Source organism: Rhodococcus sp. 24CO (genome assembly GCF_050586165.1).
Taxonomy (GTDB): domain Bacteria; phylum Actinomycetota; class Actinomycetes; order Mycobacteriales; family Mycobacteriaceae; genus Rhodococcus_F.
Genome location: NZ_JAZFNF010000007.1, coordinates 89,613 through 113,756, shown reverse-complemented (window position 1 = coordinate 113,756; position 24,144 = coordinate 89,613). Strand labels below are relative to the sequence as shown.

Genomic DNA, 24,144 nt, shown 5'->3' with positions numbered 1-24,144 from the left:
GACTAGGCTACGTATGTCAAATACATCGCGATTTGATTCGACTGAACGTTTCGACTGAACATAGGGGACCGAAGTAGATGGCCGGCACCGACGCAACCAACGCTGTGAACTCCGATTCGAGCGGTGTAGTGCGGTCCTGGCCGATGATTCTCGGTCAGCTCACCGATGGTTCCGATCTGTCGAGCGACGATTCCCGTTGGGCGATGAGCGAAATCATGTCCGACAACGCAAGTTCGGCGCAGATCGCCGCTTTCGGTGTCGGGTTGAAGATGAAGGGCGAGACGCCCGCAGAGTTGCAGGGACTCGCCGACGCGATGCTCGAACACGCCAAAGCGGTGCCGGTCGATTCCGACGTGGTCGACATCGTCGGTACCGGCGGCGACCGCTCCAACACCGTCAACATCTCGACCATGGCTTCGATTGTGGTGGCCGCCTCGGGAATTCGAGTGGTCAAGCACGGCAACCGGGCAGCGTCGTCGAAGAGTGGCGGCGCCGACGTACTCGAGGCTCTCGGTGTTCGGATCAATCTGGGCCCGGAAGACGTGGCGCGGTGTGTCGACGAGGTCGGCATCGGTTTCTGTTTTGCACCGGTATTCCACCCGGCACTTCGATTTGCGGCCGTGCCACGTAAGGAAATCGGCATCCCGACGGCCTTCAACGTGCTTGGCCCGTTGACGAATCCCGCACGACCGCGTGCCGGTTTGATCGGTTGTGCCTTTCCGAAGCTGATTTCCGTTGTCGCGGGAGTTCTTGCGCAGCGCGGCAATTCGGCGTTGGTTGTTCGCGGCGACGACGGACTCGACGAGCTGACGACATCCACGACGTCGACGGTGTACATCGTTGCCGACGGAGCTGTTCGAACCGTCACACTGGATCCGCGAGATCTGGGTATCGCTCGGGTGTCGTTGGACGAATTGCGAGGCGGCGACGCAGAAGTGAACGCTCAGGTTGCGCGCACCCTGCTGTCCGGTCAGCCTGGCCCCGTCCGGGATGCGGTGCTACTCAACGCGGGTGCCGCCATTGCGGCCTTCAATGGGGTCGGCGACGATCTGGAAGGTGCGATTGCCGCGGGAATGGCGTCGGCCGCGCTCGCAATCGACAGCGGCGCGGCCGCGGAACTGCTGCGGAGATGGGCGTCGCTCACCACCGCGTTGACCGAAGGCGCTTGACCGAAGGCGCTTGACCGTAGGCGCCTGAGGGTCATTCGCCGAGCGAGAACCCAGCTTCGACGTCGGCGCTGGAGAAGGACTGGAACGCAATGTGAGTGGCGGTTCGCGTCACTCCGGGAACCTTGTTGATCCGGCCGGTGATGACCTCTGCGATCTGGGCGTGGTCACGGACCCGGACTACCGCGATCAGGTCGACGTCGCCTGCGCAGGAGTACACCTCGCTGACTCCGGGGATGTCGGCGACGGCCTGAGCAGTCTCCGGGATTCGGGCCGATTCGGCGTGAATCATGACGATCGCATTGATCATGTCGCTCCTCTGGTTGCGCGGTGCTGTGCTGTAGTCGAGCTTATGTCCTCGCGTCGCCGCGCTCGTGCCAGGCGTCACGATGATTCTCTGCATGCTCGGATTCGGTTCCGGCCTTGGCGAGGTGGCACCAGTCTTCCCACCGCCCCGCGCCGCACGCCGGCTCGGTGTAGCCCGATGTGGCGGAGACGATCCTGATTCCGTCCGATCCGAGCCAGCGGACCACGAGCGCCAGTTCCTCCGGGGGCGCTCCGCGCAGCGGTGTGTTGTCGGGAAGTGCGGTTTCGGCCGATGCGACGAGGGCGTCGACCACAGGCATGGGGTGAGTCCCGGCTCGGGCAAGGCCGGCGGAGGCGAGCCTGCCGGCGCGGACGACGGCTAATTCCCAGCCGCCTTCCGGCGCGGGGCGCGCCAGTACCAACTGATCGATGGCGGCGACGGCGGCAAGCTTTTGAGTGCGTCGTACTGCTACCGCAACTGCGGCAGTTCGGTCGCGCAGTCTGGCTGCGTTTTCGAACAGCGCGGTGGCAGCGAGTTGTTCGATGCGCTCTTTCATCCTTTGAAGCGGCATGTCGTGAACGCCCGCGAAGAACTCTCGAACGTCGGCGACTGACACCGCATAACGCTCCGCGGTGTCATCCCGGGCTGCCGGACACGAGCCCAGTTCGCGTGCGGGGCAGGCAGGCCCGTGAACGGAGCCATGGGGTATCCGCTTGGTGCAGGTACGCAGCCCGGTGAACTCGCACACGGTCTCTGCAATCTCCTGTGCGCTCGCGCGGGACGTAAACGGTCCGATCGAGTGCGGCGTAGGGCTTCGCACCACGGACAGCCGGGGGAAAGCCTCGTCTGTGAGCACGATCCACCATCCGCGTTTGGGAAACTTGGAGCGTCGGTTGTACGGCGGAGTGTGTGCCACGAGGAGCCGGAGTTCGCGTACTCCGGCCTCGAGGGCGTGAGCACACTCCACATGGTCGACCCGGGTGGCAAGGGCGACCATCTCCTTCATGCGGCCGCGCGTTTCGGAACCGGTGAAGTAGCCCCGGACGCGGCGGCGCAGGTCCACAGCCGTCCCTATGTACAGCGCTTCGTCGGACGGGCCACGAAAGAGGTAGACGCCTGGCCTTCGCGGGAGGTCTGCAGCGAAGGAGCGTTTGGCGCGTTGATGAGCCGAGATGTTGGGGAGATAGTCGATCAGCTCGCTGTAACTGTGTACGCCTTGGTTGCCGACCCGGTCTATCAAGCCGTGGAGCACGTCGACGGTGGCTCTGGCGTCGTCGAGCGCTCGGTGCGTCGGTTGGGTGGAGACGCGGAACAGATGCGCGAGCGCAGAGAGCTTCACCGAGGGTGCTTCGTCGCGGGTCAGGACACGTCTGGCGAGTTTGACGGTGCAGAGAACTTGGAACGGTGGCCAAGGCCGGGCCGTGCGGGAAGCTGCCGCCTTGAGGAACCCGATGTCGAAGGGCGCGTTGTGCGCAACGAGAACGGAACCCTTGGCGAACTCCAGGAACGCGGGTAGGACGCGATCAATGCGCGGAGCGTTGATCAGCATGGCGTCGGTGATGCCGGTCAGTTCGACGATGTACGGCGGGATCGACCGCCCGGGGTCGACCAGAGTTGCCATCTCGCCGAGCACCTGGCCACCGCGAATCTTGACGGCACCGATCTCGGTGATCGAATCGTTGTCCGCGCTTCCGCCGGTGGTCTCGAGGTCGACGACCACAAAGGTCGTTTCGCTGAGCGGAGTGTCCAGCTCGTCGAACGACAGCTGACGGCCGATATCCGGATCGGCGTCAACGGCGGCCTTGACAGCGTCGGCATGACTCACAGCGCAAGACAGTAGAGGGATGGTCCGACAGGAATCGGTCACTTCGGCGCAAGGACCTAGAGACGCAGGGACTTAGAGAAGTTGAATTCGGGACTAACGGGCATCGGGCGCACCCCGGTATTTGGTCGCCTGTGACCTGAAAGAGACGAGCGTCACAGTTGGGCGATTTTGGGCGTGTGTCGGCGCCCCCGGTGTCGCCCTCGGGTGGAGCAGATCTGCCCGTGTTGCCCGGCGTGTGCCGACTCGTAATCTACCTCGGCCGAAAAGGGGCCTACCGGTACGTAAGTGGTGCTGATCTGGGGTAAGGCCTGGATTGCCGGGCCGGATCGAATCAGGTCGACCCGCGAGAAGTGCTTCACGACGCTACGGAAACCGGACGTATCGTTATCCCGCTGTGACCGTTTTGGCGTATCGAGCGCGACTGCGCGCAAATTCGGATGAATCGCGCGGGAAATCGGCGATGCGGTCGACATCGCCGCGATCATTTCGTAATCTTCCTGAGACCTAACGAAGTCTTGCCGGGCCACAAAGGACCGGCATCGTCAGGAACCGCCTAATCGGGATCTCCGCGAGGAACCCGAACCGGGAACCCAAGTTTCACTGGGGTGAATCCCGCCTGGGGCGTAGCAAGCGTCATCGCTACGGACCACGCGGGTAGGGCTGATCTTCCCAGCCCGAACCCGTCAGCTAACTCGGTCGGCGGACGAATGGAAGAAATGGAGCACCCCTTAAGTGGCGTCACAAAGTTTGAAGCGTTCGGCAACACTGGTTGTCGCCGGCGCACTTGCAGCCGGAGCCTTTGCTACAACCGCTGCGCCTGCCTCGGCAGACCCCATCACCATCCCCGGTGTCGGTACGTTCGACATCCCGGGCGTCTCGATCCCCGAACTTCCCGTGATCCCCGGTGTCACGGACAACCCCGCGTTTGCGCCGATCGCACAGGTCGCACCCGCCGCTCCCATCTCCACCCTTGGTGAGCAGGCTGTTCGCGCCGCAGAGAGCAAGCTGGGCGCCCCGTACGTGTACGGCGCGGCAGGCCCGGACGCGTTCGACTGCTCCGGTCTGATCCAGTGGGCTTACAAGCAGGCCGGCCTCAACATCCCCCGCACGAGCTACGACCAGGCTGCTGCCGGTGTTGCAGTTGCACAGTCCGATCTCCGCGTCGGCGACGTCATCTCCTTCTACGGCGGATCGCACTCGGGCATCTATGCCGGCAACGGAAATGTCATCCATGCTTCGACCGCGGGTCAGCCCGTGAAGCTGGCACCCGTGTCGTCCATGCCATACGACGGTGCTCGCCGCTTCTGATCCGGTGTCACCGATCGGTTGCCTGTGAAGGTAGACCTGATCCACTGGAAAAGGGGCAGTTCCACTCAATGCAGATGTGGGCCTCGAATCAACTGATTCGAGGCCCACATCTGTTTATCCGGGCGAGCTGTGGGCGTTCTGAGTACTTCACCCCTTACTTCACTCCTGTTACCCCTACCGGTGAGTAGACACAAACGTATGCCATTCCGTAACCTGATCGAGACATTAGGTGCCGCCGGCAGGTAGTGTGGGTAGTTGACATCCAGCTAACAGATCCTGACGGGCATCGGCAGGCATCACAAGACTGAGACGGAGAGTCGCGTTCCGTGGTTTTTTCCAGATCGTTTTCATCGAGAAAGTACAGCCGTGTTCGCATCGCGCTGACAACCAGTGTGTTGGCAATCGGGCTTGTTGCGTTGCCATCGATGCCGGCGACCGCCGACCCGGTGATCACGAATCCCACCGAGGCGCTCGAGAAGCTCGGCGAACTCGCCCGAGTGTCCGAGCAGACCAACGAGGCTTTACACAACGCGCAGATCGATCTCGACGCCAAGACGTCCGTGCAGCTCGACGCGGAAGCTCGACTTTCCGAGGATCGGGGACGGTACGACGCGGCAAAGGCCAAGGTCGCCGAGGTTGCGCCGGCTGTGAACCGAATTGCTACGGCCAATTATCAGGGCGCGCGGACCAATCGGCTCTTTGCCTTGATGGTCAGCGATTCACCGCAGCAGCTGCTCGATCAGATGTCTGCACTCGATGTCATCTCCAACGATGCGGCGGTGCAGGTCCGCCAGTTCAACGAAGCGACGCTCGACGCTCGCCAGGCGGCGGACTCGTCGCAACAGTCCGCGGATGCTGCGCGGGTTGCGGCCGATCAGGCGAAGGCGCTCAGCGACGATCTCCAGCGCAAGCAGAGTGAACTTCAGGCTCAGGTTGCCGAGGTGACCAAGGCGTTCGACGATCTGACCGATGCCGAACGCGTGCAGTTGAGTGGGTCGACATTCCCAGAAGGTGTCGACGCCAGCAAAATTCTGGCTAATTTGACTCCGGGGTCGGGCACCGCGGCACTACAGGCCGGATTGACCCGCATCGGCGACCCGTACGTCTGGGGAGCTACCGGACCCAACGAGTTCGATTGCTCCGGGCTTGTCGTGTGGTCGTACAAACAAATCGGCAAAACTTTGCCGCGGTCCAGCCAGGCGCAGGCAGCGGGTGGCACGCCGATATCCCGTGACCAGTTGCAGCCGGGCGACATCGTCACGTTCTACAGCGACAATTCACATGTCGGTATCTACGCGGGCGACGGCAACATTCTCCACGCGTCGACGTTCGGCGTGCCGGTAAAGGTGGAGTCGATGGCGGGGATGCAGTTCTCGACTGCTCGCCGTTACTGACCAGCGCATCGTCACGAGTGGCTCGGCCGCTGCGACTGGGGGTCCCCTTCGTCTCCTACACTCGGCATCGTGTCGAGTGACCCCATGACGTCCCCCGCAGCCGGGACGAACCGTAAGCGCCGCTGGGAATACCCGGCTCTCATTGCGCTCGGGTGTGCCGTCGTGGTGATTCTCGGGCTGACCGTAGTTCTGACCGACTCGCCAGGCTCGTCCGAGCAGTCAGCCGCAGAGGCGGACGCTGCGCGCGTCAGTGACGTTCAGGCCCTTCTCGATTCGTGGGCACGCGCCCAGATGTCCGACGATCCGATGTCGTTGGCGCAGTTCGTGGACGCGGCTGCCACCCCGGGCTTGCTCGACGCAGAGATACGACGCGCCACAGCCGCTGGTGCATTGAGTTTTTCGGATTGGGCGTACGAGGTCTCGCCGGGAACATTCGTCGAGGCTGCTCACACCGGTTCGCCCGACGGTGTCACGTTGTGGGGCGCTCAGGTGATCTTGCGTTATGCCCTCGACGGTGTGGACGCAGCGCCGACGCGTAAGTCCGTCTGGATGACTTTTGCGGAGCGTGACGGTACGTGGTCCGTCTTCGCGGACGGCTCGATTGTCGACGTACTTGGTTCCGGCTCGACCGATTCGCAATTGAGCGTCGACTCGTGGCACGGTCCATGGGATTTCGGTCCACTCACGGTTGCGACCAACGCGGCGCAGGATTCGATAGTCGTCGGGCACCCGGGGCAGCAGGCATTTGTCGACGCGTTGGCCGCGGACCTCGACGGGGCTGTGAAGAACACGACGCAACTGTGGGGCGAGGGTTGGTCCGAGCGGGCTGTCGTGATGGTCGCCGGTTCGCCCGAGGAATTCACGGCGATGGTCGGTTCGCAGCACGACGGATCGTCCATTGCGGCTGTGTCGGTGGCGGATACGGTGCGCGACGGTGCCAGTGAAGTGAGTGGGCAGCGCATCATATTCTCGCCGGCCGCCGCGTCACGCTTGACTTCGACGACGCGGCAGGCGGTGCTTCGCCACGAGATGATGCATATCGCGGCCCGATCCCAGACCCGGGACGGGTCACCCATGTGGGTGCTCGAAGGTTACGCGGAATATGCCGGCAACCGTGGCTCCGGGCGGGCCGCGCGAGAGATTGCGCCGACACTTGCAGCCGCTGTTCGTTCCGGTGACCTGCCGTCCGAGTTTCCCGAGGATTCACAGTTCGGGGGCGTACCGGTGGTGAGTTCCCTTGCGTACGAATCGGCGTGGTCGATCAACGCCTATGTTGCGGATCGTTTCGGCGAGTCCAAGCTGACGGAACTGTTCCGCGCCTTGGCTGTGGGTCCGTCGACACCGGAGGAGATCAACCGGCGCATCGTCGACGTGCTCGGCGTGAGTATCGACGACCTGCGCGACGGCTGGGTGGATTGGCTGCACCGCACACTGGGTTGATTGGCTGCACCGCAGCGTGGGTTGATTGGCTGCACCGCAGCGGGGGTTACTCGGCTCGTGCTTTACGGTGGACCAATGCGCCGGACCCTTTTGGTGACCAATGATTTTCCGCCCCGACCGGGCGGAATCCAGTCGTATCTACATACGTTCGCGAAGCATCTTCCGGCCGACAAGCTGGTTGTCTATGCGCCGCGGTGGCGCGGTGATTCGCACAAGAAATTCGATGCCGCTCAACCTTTCGAGGTAGTGAGGCATCCCACGACGTTGATGCTTCCGACTCCGTTTGTCGCCAGACGTGCCGCGAAACTGGTCAAGAAGCACGACTGCGAGTCCGTGTGGTTCGGGGCGGCGGCGCCCCTTGCGTTGTTGGCGCCGGTGGTTCGCCGGGCGGGAGCGTCGCGGGTGATCGCGAGTACTCACGGTCACGAAGTGGGTTGGTCGATGATTCCCGGTGCGCGGCAGTCGTTGCGGACAATCGGTGAAAACACCGACACGGTGACGTTTGTCAGCAAATACACCCGTGGGCGGTTCGCGGCGGCGTTCGGGCCGCAGGCTGCGCTGGAGCACTTGCCGTCAGGAGTGGATACGTCTGTCTTCCACCCTGATTCGGCCGCTCGTGCAGAATTGCGGTCACGGTACGGACTGGGGGAGCGCCCGACGATTCTCTGCCTCTCACGGCTGGTGCCGCGCAAGGGACAGGACATGTTGATCAAGGCTCTGCCGACCATCCGCGCGAGCATCGACGGCGCAGTACTCGTCATCGTCGGGGGCGGTCCGTACGACGAGAAGCTGCGTGAGCTCGCCCACAAGACGGGGATGGACGATCACGTCGTGTTCACGGGCACCGTCCCGGCAGCGGAATTGTCTGCCCACCACACCATCGCCGATGTCTTTGCGATGCCATGCCGCACCCGCGGCGCGGGACTCGACGTCGAAGGTCTCGGGATTGTGTACCTCGAAGCGTCGGCGACGGGTGTTCCCGTGATCGCGGGTCGCAGTGGAGGTGCCCCGGAAACGGTGCAGCAGAACAAGACCGGGCTAGTGGTCGACGGTACGTCGGTTGCCGACGTTGCCGCCTCGGTGATCGAGATCCTGTCCGATCGTGATCGAGCCGCGGCAATGGGCGCTGCCGGTCGCGACTGGGTGGCAACCGACTGGAAGTGGGACACGCTCGCGTCGAAGTTGCAGGCGATGCTCGGCTGAGACGCGAGCACCGAAGCACTGTGGCCGCCACACCTCGTCCAAGGTATGGCGGCCACAGGTGTGCGCGGTGTTACTTCGCGTAGATCATCTCGATCTCCGCAGCAAAGCTGGCGTGGACGACGTTGCGCTTGAGCTTCATCGTCGGGGTGAGTTCGCCTGTGTCCTCGGAGAAGTCGACCGGCAGGATCTTGAACTTCTTGATCGCCTCGGCATGGGAGACCAGCTTGTTGGCCTCGTCGATCGCGTCCTGGATATCGCCGACAAGTTCGCCGTCGCTGACCAGATCAGCCGCGGTGGTGCCGGCTGACTTGTTATTGCGCTCGTTCCAGGCCGGCAGTGCTTCGGCGTCGATGGTGATGAGTGCGCCGATGAACGGCTTCTGATCGCCCACGACGATTGCCTGGCTGATGAGCGGATGCGCGCGCAATGCGTCCTCGAGCTGGGCGGGGGAGACGTTCTTTCCGCCTGCCGTGACGATGATTTCCTTCTTGCGTCCGGTGATAGTGATGAACCCGTCCTCGTCGACGGTCCCGAGGTCGCCGGTGTGGAACCAGCCGTTCTCGATCGACTCGGCGGTTGCCTTCTCGTTGCGCCAGTAACCGGTGAAGACCACGGGCCCGGAGAGTAAGATCTCACCGTCGTCGGCAATGCGAACAGAGTTGCCGGCCAATGGTTTTCCGACGGTTCCGACCTTCTGGGAGCCGATGGTGTTGACGGCAAATGCGGCGGTGGTTTCGGTGAGGCCGTATCCCTCGTAAATCGTGACACCGATGCCGCGGAAGAAGTGGCCGAGCCGCGCACCGAGCGGGGCGCCACCGGAAATGGCGAGTTGGCACTGTCCGCCGAGGGCTGCCCGGAGCTTGGAGTAGACAAGTTTGTCGAACAACGCGTGCTTGGCCTTGAGGACGATGCCGGCGCCACCCTTGTCCTGGGCCTCGCTCCACGCGACAGCGGTCTCCGCGGCCGCGTCGAAGATCTTGCCCTTGCCCTCGCCGTGGGCCTTTGCGCGGGCGCTGTTGTAGACCTTCTCGAACACTCGCGGTACCGACAGGATGAAGTCGGGCTTGAATTCGCCGAAGGTGGGGACGAGGTTCGGAATGTCGCTGGTGTGCCCGAGTGTGGCGCCGGCGTCGAACGAGGCGATGCTGACCGCGCGCGCCAGGACGTGAGCGAGGGGCAGGAACATCAGGGTGCGCACACCTGGCGTCTTGAGCAGATCGCCGAGGTTGGAGTCGAGGATTCCCTTCGACTCCGCGATGAGATTGGAGTGTGTCAGTTGGCAGCCCTTGGGACGGCCGGTAGTGCCGGAGGTGTAGATCAGGGTTGCGGGATCGGAGGCCTTCAGAGCGTTGATGCGCGTCTGGACCTCGTCGTCGGAAATGTCGGCGCCCAGGGCGGACAGCTCCTCGACTGCGCCGCGTCCGCCTGCGAGAGCCTCGATCTGGTAGACGGTGCGCAGCGACGGCGACGCTTCTGCGACGTCCTTGACGGTGGCTGCGTGGACGTCGTTCTCGACAACGAGGTCGATCGCCTCGGAATCCTCGAGAATCCAGCGAACCTGCTCGGCCGCGGATGTTTCGTAGATCGGAACGGTCACGCCGCCTGCGGCCCAGATCGCGTAATCGATCAATGGCCACTCGTAGCGAGTCGCGGACATCAGGCCGACGCGATCGCCCTGCTTGACGCCGATCGCGATCAGGCCCTTGGCAACTGCGGTTACCTGGGCGGCGAACTCGCCGGCAGTGACATCGACCCACGCGGAGCCGACCTTTCGCTTGTAGACGACGGCCGCAGGCTTCGTCTTCGCGAATGTGAACACCGAGTCGACCGCAGAGGCATCCTCGGGAATCGTGAACGTCTGGGGTGCGCTGTATTCAGGCACAAAATACCTCCGACACTGCGAAATACTGACGAGTAGGGTTTGACACTATTCACTGTAGTCGCACGTCCGGCATAGTTGTGGCCCGGCTTACAGTCTGTCCGGTTCGCAGTGGTGTGGCACCGTTCGCTCACCCGTCGACGCGATATGTGAAGCTAACTGTCGTGAGCAGCATTCAGGTCGCAGACCAGACTTTCATCGCGGCACCGCCCGAGCGTGTCGCCGAACTGTTGTCCTCGCGTGCGCAGTGGCGCCGGTGGTGGCGAGATCTCCAGCTAGAGGTGCGCGAGGACCGCGGTCCCGCAGGCTTCCGGTGGGGTGTGTCCGGCAGTCTCGTCGGCACCATGGAGGTGTGGCTCGAACCGGTCATGGACGGCGCCATCGTTCACTACTTCCTGCACGCGGAACCAGTAGGTGTGTCGCCGTCAGGCCTGGCTGATCTCGACCTTGCCGCCATGAATCGCGCGCGGCGCGTCGACGGCAAGGTCATGTCCTTTGAACTCAAGCGCGAGCTGGAAGCGGGGCGCCCGGCAGGTGTGGCGCCTGAATCTGTGTGACGCGGCAGGAAGTTTTCAGGCCTGTGTTCGTGGAGAATTGCAGGACCATGAAGTTTCGAGGGAAGGAAGAGTAGTCGGATGGCCGAGAAAACCAAGGGGTTGATCAGCATCGACGCTCAACCTGATGCCGTCATGGCCGTGATCGCCGATTTCGAGGAGTACCCCGCGTGGGTTGCGGCGGCCAAGTCCGTCGAGGTTCTGGAAGTTGGCGGTAACGGTCGCGCGAACCGGGTGCGGTTCGTCCTCGATGCCGGGGTTGTGAAGGACAAGTACGAGCTGGTGTACACGTGGGCGCCCGACGGAATGTCGGTGAGCTGGAAACTGGTGAGCGGAGAGATTCAGAAGTCCCAATCCGGTTCGTACACTTTGCGTTCCGAGCCGGGCGGCAGTACATCCGTTACCTACGAGCTGACAGTCGACCTGACAATCCCGATGATCGGGTTGTTCAAACGCAAGGCCGAGAAGATCATCACCGACACGGCGTTGAAGGAACTGAAGAAGCGAGTCGAGGGCTGAACGCCGCGCGGGCCCGTCTTCAACTCTTCATCGGCAACGGTGGCAGCGGAACGACGACGCTGGCGTCTGCCGCGGCGCTGTCGGCGGCGACTGCCGGTTCCAAGGTTCTGCTGATGTCCATCGATCGGCTTCATTCGCTCGCGGATGTACTGGCGATTCCGGTTCCGCGTGTAGTGACCCCACTGTTCGACCGGGTGGATGTCTGGCAGGTCGACACGTTGACTCTTGTCGAGGACAAGTTCCGTGGTGTGTCAGCGCTACTCGATGCTGTGGGTTCCCATGAGCACGGCTCGTCGCTCCAGGCTTTGGAGCCTGAGGAGCTGACGGGTTCTCTTGGCATCGCGGATATTCTGGCGCTTGCAGAGGTAGTCGGGATGGCGTCGAGCGGCGTATACGACGTCGTGGTCGTAGATTGCCCGCCGTCGCCGGAGGCGTTGCGGATCTTCGGCGCGCCGTCGATGGTGTCCGAGTACCTCGAGCGACTGTGGCCGCGTCACCGACGGCTTGCGGCGGTGGCGGCGACCGACGTGCGGCTGATGCTGTTGGTGTCGGTGATCGAACGCATTGTCTCGTCGGTCGACGAGATCGCAGCGTGTCTCGCCGACGCTTCGCGCACGGAGTTTCATATCGTGACGTCGGCGCAGAGATCAGCAGTGCTGGCGACTCGGCGCACACTGTCCGGTCTTGCGCTCTCAGCGCTGCCGGTTGCGCGGATAGTCGTCAATAGTGTTGTTCCACAACTTGTTTCACATAACACCGCAGATGAAAATATGCGCTGGTTGTCCAATGTTCGCGCGGCACAGTTGTCGGCGCTCGCGGCGATCCGCGACACCGCCGATGGGATTGCCGTCACGGTTGTCGAACATGTCGGCACCGAACCGGTAGGGTTGGCGGCCCTGGGCGACATTGCAGTTGCGCTGGGCGAGGGGGCCGCCGCGCAGCCGCACCGCCATCCCGACCCGATAACAGTGACGCTGGAATCGGGGACGGGCTTGGAATCGGTCTACGCGATGCGGATGTATCTGCCGCTCGTCGATCCGTCGTCGCTGACGTTGGGTCGGGTAGAGGACGATGTGCTGGTGGGAGCGGACGGGGTGCGACGGAGAGTGAGACTTGCATCGGTGTTGCGGCGATGCGTCGTGACCGGTGCCGAACTCGACGGCGCCTATCTGATCATTAGTTTCTCACCGGACCCCGCGGTGTGGCCCGCATGAACGACGATCACACCAAGCTTCTAGCCGATTTTCGGGTGTTGGCCGACGCCGTCCTCTCCCGAATCGAGCCGATTGTGGCCCAGATGGCGGAAGGGCGTACGAACGCATCGGCGGATCTCGAGCCTTCGGAGGGACTGCCTGCGTTCAGTGGCTGCAGTTGGTGCCCGGTGTGCGCGCTCGCAGCCTTGATGCGGGGTGAACATCACGAGCTTCTGGCAATCCTGGCCGGGCATGCCGCCGTTCTTCTGGCGTTGCTGCGTGAGCTGCTGGACGAGTTTCTCGGCGACGGGCGAACCACATCGGGCGATAAGCCGGACGGTGGTCCTGGGGGTGGCGTGCCGACGCCCGACGGTACCTCGTCGGCGAAGTCCCGTTCGTCCGTATTTGTTCCGATTGCGGTGACTGTCAAGCGGTAAACGCTGGTATTTCGGTGCTGTCGGTGGGCGCTATCGTCAAGGAATACAACCGAGTGTGGAGACCGGATGATCACGAAGCGCAGTGCAGGTACCGACATCCTGACCGTCGGAATAGATGTGGGCGGCACCAGTATCCGGGCGTCGGTGGTTGACGTCGACGGCCAGGTGCTCGATACCACGCAGGCTCCGACGCCCCAATCAGCGCGGTCGCTCGAGGATGCGCTCGATCGGGTGGTGCGTGAACTGGTCAGCCGACACAAGGTAGCCGCGGTGGGTTTGGCCGTAGCCGGATTCATCACCTCGGACTACGGGGTCGTGCTTTTCGCTCCGCACCTGCCGTGGGTGAACGCGCCGGTCGGCAAGGATCTGAGCGCACGGTTGGGGTTACCGGTTGTTCTCGAACACGATGCCAATGCGGCGGCGTACGCGGAGTATCGATTCGGTGCTGCGGCTGGTGGCCGGAACGTCGTGACCGTGGCGATCGGGACAGGCATCGGCGGCGCGCTGCTGATCGGCGGCGAGCTGTACCGGGGGAGTTACGGTGTTGCGCCGGAATTCGGTCATGTCCAGGTCGTGCCGGACGGCCGACCGTGCGCGTGTGGCAAGCGTGGCTGCTGGGAGCGATACTGCAGCGGAACTGCATTGGTGGACACCGCAATTGAGCTTCTGGCCGCAGACCCGGCCGCGTCCACAGTCCTGGCGCGAGAAGTTGCCGTCGACCCGGGTAGCTTGACCGGGCGGCGAATCGCCAACGCCGCCTACGACGGTGACCCACTCGCGTTGGCGACGATGGCGGAGTTCACGCATTGGCTCGCAGTCGGGCTGGCGATGGTCGCCGACGTGTACGACCCCGATGTCGTGGTGATCGCCGGCGGCGTCGCGAGTTCGGCTCCGCTGTTTCTCGACAATGCCCGTGAGCAGTACGCAACGTTGTTGACGGGTGCGAAGTATCGACCTCTGGCCCGGATTCGCACTGCCCAGTTGGGAGAGGCCGCGGGGATGGTGGGGGCTGCTGCGTTGGCGCGTTCGGTGGTTCCCGGCATCATTTCGCCTGCCCGGCGTTGAGCCACACGTGTGATCGCCAGGTGCCGATCGGGGCATGTGTAGCGAGGGTTACCGGTGCGCAGTAAGGTCGTGCACAAGGCAATTCGGGTTGTGAATGGGAGGGACGCCGTGTGGTATTGGCTCTTCAAGTATGTGTTGTTGGGGCCGATTCTCGTGCTGCTCGGGCGTCCGACGATCAAGGGGCACGCGAACATTCCCACTGACGGTGCGGCGATTCTCGCCAGCAACCATCAAGCAGTTCTGGACTCGTTCTATCTTCCGCTGCGCTCGAACCGTCGCATCACGTTTCTCGCGAAGAGTGAGTACTTCACCGGGACCGGACTCAAGGGTGCATTCCAGCGATGGTTCTTCACGGCCGTCGGCCAGGTGCCCATCGATCGCACCGGAGCGGATGCAGCCCAGGACGCGCTCAACGCAGGCCTCCGGGTCCTCGACGGCGGCAAGCTGCTCGGTATCTACCCCGAGGGCACTCGCTCACCGGATGGTCGTCTGTACAAGGGCAAGACCGGAATGGCTCGTCTTGCACTCGAATCCGGTGTCAAGGTGATTCCCGTCGCGATGGTGGGCACCGACAAGATGAACCCCATCGGTTCGAGAATGTGGCGTCCGGCAAAGGTCACCGTCATCGTCGGTGAACCAATCGACTTCTCACGTTTCGAGGGGATGGGCGGCAACCGCTTCGTGGAGCGGGCTGTCACCGACGAGGTCATGTACAAGCTGATGAAGCTGTCGGGCCAGGAATACGTCGACATCTATGCGGCGAGTTTGAAGAACCCGAAGCCGGTCAAGGCGGAGGAACCCACTTCCGAAGAGGCCCACCAGCCCGACGAGGCTGGCGCTCCGCTTGCAGCCGTTGCCGACCCCGATGCCGAGCAAGCTGATGGGCCGCACGTCCCGGACACACGCGCGAGTTAGAGATTTCCCACAACTGCCGGACGTGCATTAGCTCTCGAGACTGGCCGTGCGGCATAGTTTTGTGCCGTGCGCTACTTCTACGACTGTGAATTCATCGAAGACGGTCGAACCATCGACCTCGTGTCCATCGGCGTCGTCTGCGAGGACGGCCGTGAGTACTACGCCGTCTCGACGGAATTCGATCCCGCGCGGGCCGGCAGTTGGGTGCGCAAGAACGTTCTGCCGAAGCTCCCCGCGCCGTCGTCTCCGCTCTGGAAGCCGCGCGACAAGATCCGTGACGATCTCCTGAAGTTCTTCGTTCCGCGGCCGATGGTGGTTCCCGAGCTTTGGGCATGGGTCGCGGCGTACGACCACGTCGCTCTGTGTCAGCTGTGGGGCGACATGACCGAACTGCCGCAGTCGTTGCCGCGCTACACGCGGGAGTTGCGCCAGTTCTGGGAGGACAACGGGAGCCCGGCTCTGCCGCCTGCACCGTCCGATGCGCACGACGCTCTGGCGGATGCACGACACAATCTGGTGAAGTTCGACGCGATTGCCCGGGTCCGGTCACTTCGTTGACCTGCTGTGACGCTGAACTCGGTTAGACGAGACCGCGCGCTAACGAGAGCCTGTGTGACGCGCGGGTAGGTGAGCGAATATCCTGTACTAGTGAACTGGACTGTCGACGTGCCGATCGACCGCTTGCCCGAACTTCCGCCGCTGCCTGCCGGACTGCGTCAGCAGCTCGACGAGGCCCTTGCGAAACCTGCCGCGCAGCAGCCTTCGTGGCCCGCTGACCAGGCGGCTGCGATGCGTACTGTGCTCGAGAGCGTGCCGCCGATCACCGTGGCCAGCGAAGTCGAGGCACTGTCGGATCGCCTTGCGCAGGTAGCGCGCGGTGAAGCGTTCCTGTTGCAGGGTGGCGACTGCGCCGAGACGTTTGCCGACAACACGGAGCCGCACATCAAGGGCAATATCCGCACTCTGCTGCAGATGGCTGTCGTCTTGACGTACGGGTCCTCCATGCCGGTGGTCAAGGTGGCACGTATCGCGGGTCAGTACGCCAAGCCCCGGTCAGCCGACATCGACTCGTTGGGCCTCAAGTCCTACCGCGGCGACATGGTCAACTCGATTGTCGCCGACGAGGCTGTTCGCGCCCACGATCCGTCCCGATTGGTACGGGCGTACGCAAATGCCAGTGCCGCGATGAACCTGGTTCGGGCGCTCACCGGCGCCGGTATGGCCGACCTGCACAAGGTCCACGACTGGAACCGCGAGTTCGTGGCAGCGTCTCCGGCAGGAGCACGCTACGAGCAGCTCGCGTCCGAAATCGATCGTGGCCTGCAGTTCATGAACGCTTGCGGCGTGACCGATCCGAGCCTGCACCAGGCGCAGATCTTCGCCAGCCACGAAGCGCTGGTTCTCGACTACGAGCGTGCGATGCTGCGTCTCGACAACGACAGCGATCACCCCAAGCTCTACGACCTGTCGGCTCACTTCCTGTGGATCGGCGACCGTACCCGTCAGCTCGACGGCGCCCACATCGCCTTTGCGGAGTTGGTCTCGAACCCGATCGGTCTGAAGATCGGTCCCACGACCACTCCGGAGATGGCCGTCGAATACGTCGAGCGTCTCGACCCGACCAACAAGCCAGGTCGCCTGACGCTGATCTCGCGGATGGGTAACGGCAAGGTCCGTGATCTCCTTCCCGCGATCATCGAGAAGGTCCAGGCCACCGGTCATCAGGTCATCTGGCAGTGCGATCCCATGCATGGCAACACGCACGAGGCCTCCACCGGTTACAAGACGCGTCACTTCGATCGCATCGTCGACGAGGTTCAGGGCTTCTTCGAGGTCCACAACGGACTCGGCACCCACCCGGGCGGCATTCACGTCGAGTTGACGGGCGAGAACGTCACCGAGTGCCTCGGCGGTGCGCAGGATATTTCGGACGGCGACCTGTCGGGTCGTTACGAGACGGCCTGCGATCCTCGCCTCAACACCCAGCAGTCGTTGGAGCTTGCGTTCCTCGTCGCAGAAATGCTGCGTGGCTGACCCGTAGCGGTTGTGTCGAATGCCCTCACTCGCCGTAAGCGAGTGGGGGCGTTTTACGTTGGCAGGGTGTCGGTTCGGTCAGGCACTGTTGCGATCAGGGAATGGCAACAACGGTGACGTTGGAGCCTTTCTCCACACGATCGTTCTTGTCGCTCTGACTGACAATCAGTGAACTGTCGTTCTGGGTCAGTTGGCGAACGGTGAGGGTGAGACCGAGGCGGGTCAGCTCCTCGCGAGCGGACGCGACGCTACGCCCCAGCAGGTTGGGGACCTTCACGGAGTTGGACACGAGAAGGGCAACGGACGTTCCGGCGTTGACGGACGAACCCGCAGCGGGATCCGTGCCGATGACCTTTCCGCCGTCGACGCCGTCGTCGAAGGTGGATCGGGTTTCGCTGACGGTGATGCCCAGTTTGTCGAGGGCAGCGCGGGCGGCGTTCTCCGACATGCCCTTCACGTCGGGAACGTCAACGGGCGGTGATCCTTTGGACGTGACAACTTTCACCGAGGAACCCACCGGAACGGTGGTTCCCGGGGCCGGGTCAAGAGCCGCGACACCACCGATGGGGATCTTGGAACTGAACGTCTCACCGCCGTCGACGGCAACGAGGGTGCGTGCGGTGAGCTGATCTCGGGTGGCCTCGACGGCGCCGCCCGCTGGTATCGGTGGCACGGTCGGACGCCCGAGCGACGTGAACAGGACAACACTCGATCCCCGCGAAATCCGCGAGCCCGCTTCGGGATCCGTGCCGGTCACGGTGTCGAGAACTTCTGTGTCCGAGTACGTTCCACGCACTTCCGGCGACAGTCCGGCATCCTGAAGTGCCGTGACTGCCGCATCCTTGTTCAGGCCACCGATCTGGGGGACTGCGGTGAATCGGCCCGAGCCCATCCACCAACCGCCGAACCCCAGCGCAAGCGCAAGCAACGCGATGACAAGAAGCCAGATGAGAGTGGTCCGGCGAGAGCGTCGTCGAGCTTGAGAAAAGTGGTCGTGTGGATCGTCGTCGGCCACGTCGTCTTCGTGCTCGTCCGACTCGGCGACGGGCGGACGCACGGTTTGTGCGGTGACTGCGCGGGTGTGCTGAATCCCGTCCGGTGGTCCGTGCGGGGCCAGCGCTGTTGTAGGCGGCGACAGTGCCGTAGTCGGCGGCGCCCCGGTACCGGCTGCAAATGCTGTGGTGGCGGCACCGACTGGTGCACCGGCGCCACCGATAACGGTGGTGGCGGGTGAACCCGGGGCCGCGGGACGGGGTGTTGCGGGCCGGGGTTGCGGCGCCGGTGCGGCGACGGCACTGTGATGCTGCGCGGATCGCCGCGGCGCGGGCACCCGATACGCGGGCAGTTCGAGTTGTTCGCACACGATGCGCAGGGCGGCTGCCATTTCGCCGGCATCGGTAAACCGATGTGCAGGTTCACGATTGGTGGCCTGCGTGACGAGGCGGTCGAACTGCGCCGGTACGCCGGCGATTCGTGAACCAGGCGGCGGAACGTCGTCGTGAATTCTCTGGTATGCGATCGAGAGAGAGGTGTCTCCGGTGAAAGGTGTTGTACCGGTGAGGAGTTCGAACATGAGAACGCCGGTAGAGTACACGTCGCTGCGCGGATCGGCCACTCCGGAGGTGACCTGCTCGGGGGAGAGGTAGGCGGCGGTGCCGAGAATGACGCTGTTGGACGTTGTTGTCGCGGCAGCAGCGGCGCGCACCAAACCGAAATCGGCGATCTTCACTTCACCCGCGTCGGAAATCAGGATGTTCTCCGGTTTGACGTCGCGGTGCACCAGGCCGGCCCGGTGTGCCACTGCCAACGCGTCGAGAACCGGCCCGACAACGGCAGCAACAGCGTGCGGCGGCATCGGGCCACGCTCGCGCAGCAACTCGCGCAAGGTGCCGCCGTCGACCAATTCCATGACGAGGAAGGCATGACCGCGATCGCTGCCCTGGTCGTACACGGCAACCAAGGCAGGGTGCTTGAGACGGGCGACTGCGCGCGCCTCGAACTCGAAGCGAGTGAGAAAAGCGGGATCGGCGGCAAACTGCGGATCCATGACCTTGATGGCGACAGGCCGATCCAACCGTGTATCGAGGCCTCGATACACAGTGGACATTCCGCCGCGTGCGATGGGCGCATCCACGCGATAGCGGCGTTCGAGCATTTCGCCGATCAACCCTTGACCTCCGTTGTGAAAATCTGTGGTGCAGTAAAAATCTGTGGTCGCATCCGCCTCGTCCATCGTAGCCAGCGCTGCCGACGGAAAGTTCCACCCACGTGCCGGGCGACAAGCTGACCCGATAAACTTCCGTGGTGAGCGCGATTCCTTATTGTGATGATGTCCTGGATTCTTCGGTATCCCTGTTTCAGTTGGCCGATGTAGCGAAGAGCGTCAGATTGCCGGTCGCGAAGGTGCACCAGTTGCTCCGCGATCGCAAGATCATCGCAGTCAAGCGCAACGGTGTTCTCGGGGTTCCCGAGGAATTCTTCGACGAAGACGGCCAGATCGTGAAGTGGCTTCCCGGTTTGCTGGCAGTTCTGCATGATGGCGGATACAGCGATGTAGCGGCGCTGCGCTGGCTTTTCCAGGCTGACGATTCCCTCCCCGGACGTCCCGTCGATGCCCTGCACGGGCACCTCGCCCGCGAGGTTATCCGCCGTGCACAGGCAATGGCTTTCTGAGGCTGATATTTCGGGTCTGACGTAGGTCGCCGTACCGGACCAGATCCGGTACGGCGGACGTCAGGCGCGTTCGGTAGTGACGGTCACCCGGCGGTCGAGGATGCGATAGCCGGCTGACCCCACCCCGTGAGGAGCACCGAATTCATCGTGCCGTCGACGTCGCTTCTGCCGGGACTTTCGCCGGTGCGTGTCCGCGTAGATGCAGTGGGTCTTCCGTCCGGAGTGTCATCGCCGCGACGACGGAAGCAAATGTTGCCAATACCACGTGTGGGAACGAGTACATGCCGATCGATCCGTCGGGCTGGAAGATCAACATGAGCCAACTGGACAGACCTACCAGTATTGCCAGGGTCGCCGGAGAGAGTGCAAAGCCGGCAGCTACGGCCAACGGCCACGAGTAGTACCAGGGGAGCGCTGCCGGGGAGAGAATGACGATGGCAACCATGACAATCACGATGCCCATCACGGCGTCGCGTTCGGTGGTGCGGAATCGCCACCAGACAAATGCGATGATTCCGATGAGCACGACTGCGCTGACAGCCCGGGTGACTTGGAGTATCTCGTTGAAGTGATTGCCCGTGAACCACGATGTCGCGAGGGTGGACAGGTGGGCGACGAGGGTCGGCAACGACAGCCAGTTGATGATCTTGTTGGATCCGGAGAGCGCCGTCGTCCAGCCGAGCCCCACACCGGCAATCAACGACGTCGAACCGAGGACAACCACAAACATCGCAAATCCACTACCGGCGGTCTTGATGAAGGATCGGATCGGATTCGGTGCTTCCGTTCCCTGCGCTGCGGCGTCTTCGCGTTCGTGAATCATCCAGATCCAGACGATAAACGGCAGTGCCACCCCGGCAGTGGCCTTGATGGCAACGGCAAAGGCGATGAGACCGATTCCGAACATGTGCTTGCGTTCGAGGGCCAGCGCGATGCCGGCGACCATCAGGCCGACCATCAGCATCTCGTTGTGCACGCCGCCGATCAGATGGATCAGGACGAGTGGGTTGAGGACTGCGAGCCACAGGGCAATCGCCGGGTTTCCGCCTAGTTTGCGTGCGAGATGGGGGACACCCCACACCATCAACGCCAGGCCGGGCAGCATGGTGATGCGCAGCAACATCGTGCCGGCGATGACGTTGTCACCGGTCAGGCGAACGATGGCATCAGTCAACAGGAGATGAACCGGACCGTACGGGGTTGTTGTCGTCGTCCAGACATTGGAGACGTTGTCGAGCAGGATGCCGGGATTGACCACCGGCCCCACTTCGTACGGGTCGAAGCCGTCACGCAGCAAAGCGCCCTGCGCGAGGTAGGAGAAAGCGTCACGGCTGAACATCGGAACGGCAAAGAGTAGGGGGAACGTCCACAGCGGCACGATGAATCGCAGCCCGCGTAAACCGACGTCACCGCGCAGCGCCGAGCGACCCAGTCGCGCCCACGCGCCGATCATGCACAACACACCGATCCAGACGATCGCCGCCGACAGTATCGAACCGTGCCCGAATCGGAGCCACGACAGATGCATCGACTCGAGCAACGGGTCCTCGCGCCGGACGCTACCTGCACCGAATCCGCCGAACATGATCATGGCGGCGCCCAGGAATCCGAGCAGCGCGCTGTGTCCTTCGGGAGTGCGAAGGAAATCAGCGGCCCTTCGATGCCACGCTGGTGTGGTGGCTGCGGCAGAGGGCGTCATGAGTGCAGTTTCCTCCCCCGAGGTGTTCGGATGCGGTAGCGCGTACGTGGTGAATTGCTGGCGAATAGTCGGTTACGAGGGGATAGTTTAGTTGCTCCGGAGGCCGAACCCTGCCGTCGACTCGTTTGCGCGCGCCGATGCCAGGTTCGGACGTTGGTCGCCGCGACGGAAAGACGGTCGGAACTCCGAAATCGGGAGTTGGTGACGGCAGGTCCGGTGACCAACAGTGACGGATCACTCATGAAGAGTCACTGCTGTCAGTACGTTCGCGACGTGGCTGCGAGGGCCATCTCGCGCAGCCGCGTCTTGGCCTCCGCAGTGGCGCTGCTCGATTCCAGTGCGGCCGCGGCAGATTCGACCAGAGCGGCGATGCGTGCTTCAGCGTCGTCCACCGCACCGAGGTCGGTGATCAGGGTGCGCAGTGTATCGACGTCGGTTTCGGTCAATTCTGCGCCGATTCCGGCTCGGAGTTGTTGCGCGGCAGCAGGATCGGTGTCATCGGCGCGCGCAAGTGCGGCGGCGAACAGTGTTGTTCGCTTGCCGGTGCGGAGGTCGTCGCCGGACGGCTTGCCGGTCACCGACGGATCGCCGAAGACGCCGAGCAGGTCGTCCCGGAGCTGGAACGCGATACCGATGTCGGTGCCGAACTTCCGGTACGCGTCGATCAGCGCGGCGTCTGCTCCGAAGAGGGCGGCACCGAGGTGCAGGGGGCGCTCGATCGTGTACGCCGCAGTCTTGAACCGGTTCACGCGCATCGCTGCCTCGACGCTCTCGTCGCCGCGAGCTTCGTTGCTGATGTCGAGGAACTGACCGCCAAGCACTTCGGTGCGCATCGCCGACCACACGGGGCTGATCCGAGCGGCGGCGTCAGAGCTGATTCCGGACTCGCGGATCATGTCGTCAGCCCACGCGAGCGCCAGATCGCCGAGCAGAATTGCGACAGCCTCACCGAAGTGGGCGCCATCGCCGTTCCAATTGTCAGCGCGGTGCAGGTTCTCGAACTCGACGTGCACGGTGGGGAATCCGCGGCGCGTCGTGGAGGCGTCGATGATGTCGTCGTGGACCAGCGCGCATGCTTGGACCAGTTCGAGCGCCGTGCACGCGCGCATGACGCTGTCGGCGTCGTCGCCGTGGGGGTCGCCGCCGGCGCCGAGCCAGCCAGTCCAGGCAAAAGCCGGTCGCACGCGCTTGCCACCGCGCAGGACAAAACTTTCGAGGGTGTCGACAGCAGTCTCGTACCCACCGCCGATGGTCTCCACCGCTTTGCGCCTGGAAGCAAAGAAGTCACGCAAGCTCTGTTCGAACATGGCCGGCAACTCGAGCGAGGACGGATAGGCGGCGTCGGTTCGAGCAGACAGGATGGCCTCCAAAGTCGGTAACTTCTCATACCGGCGAACTGGGCCGGGCAGTGAGCGTAGAGTCCAGCTTAGTGGGGTCCCCACCGATGTCCGGCGCGGGCCGTGAACTGCACGATCCTGGTATCCGGGACGTATTCACGGACGCGATGCTCCGTTCTGCGTCGACAAAACATATGCTTACCTCGTGACATTCGATGCAGTCAGGGGACGCTCCAGCGATGGCTGGGCCAGCCGAACACCATCGATCGTCGATCGGATCACATCTTCCACAGGGAGTCGGATTCCGTTCTCGGTCGAGTTCTCACCGCCGCGCGACGCAGAAGCCGAGGCGCGTCTGTGGCGTGCCGTGCGCACATTCGAGAGGCTCGGTCCGGCGTTTGTCTCCATGACGTACGGCGCCGGCGGTTCGACTCGTGACCGCACCGTTCGGGTCACAGGAGAATTGGCCGAAGAGACCACGTTGCTGCCGGTTGCACACCTCACCGCGGTGTCCCACAGCATCGACGAACTCCGATCCATGGTCGGCGCCTACGCCGATCGTGGAATCAGCAACATCCTCGTTCTGCGCGGCGACCCTCCGGGCGACCCACTCGGCGAATGGAAGAAGCATCCCGACGGCGTCGAGTACGCCGAAGAACTTGTCCGGATGGTCCGCGATCTCGGTGACTTCCATGTCGGCGTGGCGTCGTTCCCGGAAGGGCACTACCGAGCACCTGACCTGGCCCACGACACGAAGTACCTCGTCTCGAAGCTGCGCGCCGGAGCCGAGTACTCCATCACCCAGATGTTCTTCGACGTCGACGACTACTTGCGTCTGCGTGATCGCGTGAGCGCGTTCGACCCCGAGCAGGGCGCCAAGCCGATCATTCCCGAAATCATGCCGGTCACCTCGCTGCGGTCAGTGCGGCGCATGCTCGAACTGTCCGGATCGTCGTTGCCGCCCGCCCTCGAGCGCCGGTTCGACGCCGCCGCCGGTTCGGGTTCTCAGGAGAACCGGGCAGCGGTACGTGAGCTCGGGATCGACCTCGCTACCGAAATGGGTGAGCGATTGATCGCTGAAGGCGCCCCGTGCCTGCACTTCATCACGTTGAACTTCGCACGGGCCACGAGCGAGGTTCTGGAACGTCTGGGGCTGACGTCGGATGTGTCGACCGATTCGCAGGCGAGCGTTTAGC

21 protein-coding genes and 1 riboswitch are annotated in these 24,144 nt (G+C 63.4%); of the genes, 15 read left to right on the top strand and 6 right to left on the bottom strand.

Annotated features, from left to right (window positions below; genetic code table 11):
- The first annotated feature begins 77 nt into the window (after positions 1-77).
- Positions 78-1,169 (top strand): anthranilate phosphoribosyltransferase, encoded by a 1,092-nt coding sequence (gene trpD / locus V2B23_RS18260; protein WP_430951650.1) that lies wholly within the window; start codon positions 78-80, stop codon positions 1,167-1,169.
- A gap of 31 nt (positions 1,170-1,200) precedes the next feature.
- Here trpD and V2B23_RS18255 read toward each other — a convergent pair whose 3' ends face one another.
- Positions 1,201-1,476: an Lrp/AsnC family transcriptional regulator gene (locus V2B23_RS18255; protein ID WP_033231456.1), complete on the bottom strand. Its 276-nt coding sequence runs from the start codon at positions 1,474-1,476 to the stop codon at positions 1,201-1,203.
- Positions 1,477-1,516: 40 nt separating this feature from the next.
- On the bottom strand, positions 1,517-3,298 hold the full coding sequence (locus V2B23_RS18250; protein WP_430951649.1) for a DEDD exonuclease domain-containing protein: 1,782 nt from the start codon (positions 3,296-3,298) through the stop codon (positions 1,517-1,519).
- Between the two features lie 540 nt (positions 3,299-3,838).
- Positions 3,839-4,016: riboswitch (cyclic di-AMP (ydaO/yuaA leader) on the top strand.
- Between the two features lie 14 nt (positions 4,017-4,030).
- Between V2B23_RS18250 and V2B23_RS18245 the strand changes: the two genes are divergently transcribed.
- From V2B23_RS18245 to V2B23_RS18230, 4 genes are all read left to right on the top strand, one after another.
- Entirely contained in the window at positions 4,031-4,606 is a 576-nt protein-coding gene (locus tag V2B23_RS18245; RefSeq protein ID WP_430951648.1) for a C40 family peptidase, read from the top strand.
- A gap of 425 nt (positions 4,607-5,031) precedes the next feature.
- Positions 5,032-6,000: a C40 family peptidase gene (locus V2B23_RS18240; protein WP_430951647.1), complete on the top strand. Its 969-nt coding sequence runs from the start codon at positions 5,032-5,034 to the stop codon at positions 5,998-6,000.
- Between the two features lie 69 nt (positions 6,001-6,069).
- Positions 6,070-7,440 carry a peptidase MA family metallohydrolase gene (locus V2B23_RS18235; protein WP_430951646.1) on the top strand — a complete coding sequence of 457 codons (1,371 nt, stop codon included), beginning with the start codon at positions 6,070-6,072 and terminating at the stop codon, positions 7,438-7,440.
- A gap of 75 nt (positions 7,441-7,515) precedes the next feature.
- The gene (locus V2B23_RS18230; RefSeq protein WP_430951645.1) at positions 7,516-8,643 is read left to right on the top strand and encodes a glycosyltransferase family 4 protein; all 1,128 of its coding nucleotides are present in this window, start codon (positions 7,516-7,518) and stop codon (positions 8,641-8,643) included.
- Between the two features lie 70 nt (positions 8,644-8,713).
- Here V2B23_RS18230 and V2B23_RS18225 read toward each other — a convergent pair whose 3' ends face one another.
- Entirely contained in the window at positions 8,714-10,525 is a 1,812-nt protein-coding gene (locus tag V2B23_RS18225) for an AMP-dependent synthetase/ligase (RefSeq protein WP_430951644.1), read from the bottom strand.
- Between the two features lie 161 nt (positions 10,526-10,686).
- Between V2B23_RS18225 and V2B23_RS18220 the strand changes: the two genes are divergently transcribed.
- From V2B23_RS18220 to V2B23_RS18185, 8 genes are all read left to right on the top strand, one after another.
- Positions 10,687-11,079, top strand: a complete 393-nt coding sequence (locus V2B23_RS18220) for a polyketide cyclase / dehydrase and lipid transport (protein ID WP_033231019.1) — start codon at positions 10,687-10,689, stop codon at positions 11,077-11,079.
- 78 nt (positions 11,080-11,157) lie between these two features.
- Positions 11,158-11,595 carry an SRPBCC family protein gene (locus tag V2B23_RS18215; protein ID WP_430951643.1) on the top strand — a complete coding sequence of 146 codons (438 nt, stop codon included), beginning with the start codon at positions 11,158-11,160 and terminating at the stop codon, positions 11,593-11,595.
- Positions 11,592-12,809 (top strand): ArsA family ATPase, encoded by a 1,218-nt coding sequence (locus V2B23_RS18210; protein WP_430951955.1) that lies wholly within the window; start codon positions 11,592-11,594, stop codon positions 12,807-12,809. Before V2B23_RS18215 ends, V2B23_RS18210 begins: the two co-directional genes overlap by 4 nt.
- A complete protein-coding gene (locus tag V2B23_RS18205; protein ID WP_430951642.1) occupies positions 12,806-13,225 on the top strand; it encodes a hypothetical protein in 420 nt (139 codons plus the stop codon). Before V2B23_RS18210 ends, V2B23_RS18205 begins: the two co-directional genes overlap by 4 nt.
- 66 nt (positions 13,226-13,291) lie before the next feature.
- A complete protein-coding gene (locus V2B23_RS18200) occupies positions 13,292-14,290 on the top strand; it encodes an ROK family protein (RefSeq protein ID WP_430951641.1) in 999 nt (332 codons plus the stop codon).
- Positions 14,291-14,398: 108 nt separating this feature from the next.
- The gene (locus V2B23_RS18195) at positions 14,399-15,205 is read left to right on the top strand and encodes a lysophospholipid acyltransferase family protein (protein WP_430951954.1); all 807 of its coding nucleotides are present in this window, start codon (positions 14,399-14,401) and stop codon (positions 15,203-15,205) included.
- A gap of 66 nt (positions 15,206-15,271) precedes the next feature.
- A complete protein-coding gene (locus tag V2B23_RS18190; protein WP_430951640.1) occupies positions 15,272-15,763 on the top strand; it encodes a polyadenylate-specific 3'-exoribonuclease AS in 492 nt (163 codons plus the stop codon).
- A 90-nt stretch (positions 15,764-15,853) separates the two neighbouring features.
- On the top strand, positions 15,854-17,239 hold the full coding sequence (locus V2B23_RS18185; protein WP_033231014.1) for a class II 3-deoxy-7-phosphoheptulonate synthase: 1,386 nt from the start codon (positions 15,854-15,856) through the stop codon (positions 17,237-17,239).
- Positions 17,240-17,333: 94 nt separating this feature from the next.
- On the opposite strand, the gene pknB is transcribed toward V2B23_RS18185, so the two are convergent.
- Positions 17,334-19,406, bottom strand: coding sequence for a Stk1 family PASTA domain-containing Ser/Thr kinase (pknB, locus tag V2B23_RS18180; protein WP_430951953.1), 2,073 nt, complete (start codon positions 19,404-19,406; stop codon positions 17,334-17,336).
- 137 nt (positions 19,407-19,543) lie between these two features.
- On the opposite strand from pknB, the gene V2B23_RS18175 reads away from it, so the two are divergent.
- Positions 19,544-19,912 carry an Rv2175c family DNA-binding protein gene (locus tag V2B23_RS18175; RefSeq protein WP_430951639.1) on the top strand — a complete coding sequence of 123 codons (369 nt, stop codon included), beginning with the start codon at positions 19,544-19,546 and terminating at the stop codon, positions 19,910-19,912.
- 142 nt (positions 19,913-20,054) lie between these two features.
- On the opposite strand, the gene V2B23_RS18170 is transcribed toward V2B23_RS18175, so the two are convergent.
- Positions 20,055-21,611 (bottom strand): alpha-(1->6)-mannopyranosyltransferase A, encoded by a 1,557-nt coding sequence (locus V2B23_RS18170; RefSeq protein WP_430951638.1) that lies wholly within the window; start codon positions 21,609-21,611, stop codon positions 20,055-20,057.
- 257 nt (positions 21,612-21,868) lie between these two features.
- Positions 21,869-22,981, bottom strand: a complete 1,113-nt coding sequence (locus V2B23_RS18165) for a polyprenyl synthetase family protein (RefSeq protein ID WP_430951637.1) — start codon at positions 22,979-22,981, stop codon at positions 21,869-21,871.
- A gap of 172 nt (positions 22,982-23,153) precedes the next feature.
- Between V2B23_RS18165 and V2B23_RS18160 the strand changes: the two genes are divergently transcribed.
- Positions 23,154-24,143 (top strand): methylenetetrahydrofolate reductase, encoded by a 990-nt coding sequence (locus V2B23_RS18160; RefSeq protein ID WP_033231012.1) that lies wholly within the window; start codon positions 23,154-23,156, stop codon positions 24,141-24,143.
- The last annotated feature ends 1 nt before the right edge of the window (position 24,144 follow it).

Excerpts from the sequence above, each read along its gene's own strand:
- trpD (WP_430951650.1), top strand. The coding sequence starts at position 78 with ATGGCCGGCACCGACGCAACCAACGCTGTGAACTCCGATTCGAGCGGT.
- V2B23_RS18255 (WP_033231456.1), bottom strand. The coding sequence starts at position 1,476 with ATGATCAATGCGATCGTCATGATTCACGCCGAATCGGCCCGAATCCCG.
- V2B23_RS18170 (WP_430951638.1), bottom strand. The coding sequence starts at position 21,611 with ATGACGCCCTCTGCCGCAGCCACCACACCAGCGTGGCATCGAAGGGCC.
- V2B23_RS18230 (WP_430951645.1), top strand. The coding sequence starts at position 7,516 with ATGCGCCGGACCCTTTTGGTGACCAATGATTTTCCGCCCCGACCGGGC.
- V2B23_RS18240 (WP_430951647.1), top strand. The coding sequence starts at position 5,032 with ATGCCGGCGACCGCCGACCCGGTGATCACGAATCCCACCGAGGCGCTC.
- V2B23_RS18205 (WP_430951642.1), top strand. The coding sequence starts at position 12,806 with ATGAACGACGATCACACCAAGCTTCTAGCCGATTTTCGGGTGTTGGCC.
- V2B23_RS18200 (WP_430951641.1), top strand. The coding sequence starts at position 13,292 with ATGATCACGAAGCGCAGTGCAGGTACCGACATCCTGACCGTCGGAATA.
- V2B23_RS18215 (WP_430951643.1), top strand. The coding sequence starts at position 11,158 with ATGGCCGAGAAAACCAAGGGGTTGATCAGCATCGACGCTCAACCTGAT.